The following is a 1,249-nucleotide window of genomic DNA, read 5'->3' on the forward strand; positions in this document are numbered from 1 at the left end:
CTATATCGCAGCCGCCCGCGCCGTATTTTTCGCCCCTTTCATTAAAAGGGTTGTTCCACAGGCGCAGTCGTATACTCGTAACCCCATGCTTTTTAAAAACATCGTAAAGCGGCGCTTCTTTTCCGTTCTCATAAAATTTACCGCCCAGTCGTTCGGTCTCTTCAAGAGTCGAAACATCCATTCCTATTTCCATCATAACCGCATTAATCCTCAAATTTTTCTATACGCTTAAGAAGATTACGGTAGCGAAAACGCGCCATATCGTTTTTTTTAATTACGTCCGCTTCACTGCCCGTATAGCAGCACCTTAAACAGTAATACTCGTCCTTTCCCGCGTCGTAAAACATATCGATATCCAAATCGCGCATAAAGCATGACGGACACCGGTAGTTCATTTTGCCTTTTTTAGCCTGAGCCATGATACAAACTCCCCCCCTTCGCCGATCTTCTTTTTTAAGCCCAAAGTAAACATGGGTGAAAACGCATAACCCTCCCTCGCGTAACCTTCCGCATAACAGGACGGCTCAAAATCAACGCGGGTGTTAATTGCGCCGATCTCCGCGCAAGCGTAAATCGCGCCCTCGGCCTTTATCTCTCTGCATTTATAATTATAATTAATTACCTCTTCGCTCTCGGCGCCGCCAACAGTGCCTTTCACCGTTAAAGTAACGCAGGTCATATCCTCCGGGTATTCGGTGGTGCCATAGCAGGCGGTAATATATTCGTCAAGCTCCACCTCGGCGGGTTTGGACATATTAAGTATCTTTCGGGTAGTTTTAATAGCGGACGAACCTTCTTCAAAATCGTATATGGTTTGCACCGTTAATTTCAAATCCGAAAACTCTATTTCAACGGGATCGAGGGTAAGGGTGCGGGTATTGCCGCTTTGGCTGAATTTTGCCTTGGTACGGCATAAACACAGGTCGGCCTCTTCGCCGTTGTAATGAATTTTTAAACTGCGGATTGTTCCCTCACCGGCATAATGCGTGAAGTAACCTGCGCGGTACATTGATTGTATCAAAAACGGATAGGACGCGTCCTGAACGTGTTTGGTGCCTATGCCAACAGGCCAATCTATTTTCGCGGCATAAGGCCTTAAGTCAATCAACGCGCCGCCCTGATTCATGTCAACGCAAGTGCGCATAAAAGGATCGCAGTACCAGAACAACTGTTTGTCCGAGCCGTAAAGTATATCCTTCCACAGAGCGCATTCGGGCATTGTGTAAGTTTTCTTAAAGCGGTAATGGCC

At 46.7% G+C, this 1,249-nt stretch carries 3 protein-coding genes; all 3 read right to left on the bottom strand.

The genetic code is table 11. The features are described from left to right. A partial coding sequence (locus tag ACYVRH_RS12925; RefSeq protein WP_461257308.1) for a glycosyl hydrolase 53 family protein occupies positions 1–196 on the bottom strand: 196 nt, incomplete at its 3' end. Between the two features lie 7 nt (positions 197–203). Next, the gene (locus tag ACYVRH_RS12930; protein ID WP_461257309.1) at positions 204–419 is read right to left on the bottom strand and encodes a hypothetical protein; all 216 of its coding nucleotides are present in this window, start codon (positions 417–419) and stop codon (positions 204–206) included. Beyond that, positions 392–1,249 (bottom strand): hypothetical protein (locus tag ACYVRH_RS12935; RefSeq protein WP_461257310.1); only part of this gene is annotated, 858 nt, incomplete at its 5' end. The genes ACYVRH_RS12930 and ACYVRH_RS12935, both read right to left, overlap by 28 nt.

The sequence above is a fragment of the Treponema sp. R80B11-R83G3 genome (assembly GCF_054786115.1).

Excerpts from the sequence above, each read along its gene's own strand:
- ACYVRH_RS12930 (WP_461257309.1), bottom strand. The coding sequence starts at position 419 with ATGGCTCAGGCTAAAAAAGGCAAAATGAACTACCGGTGTCCGTCATGC.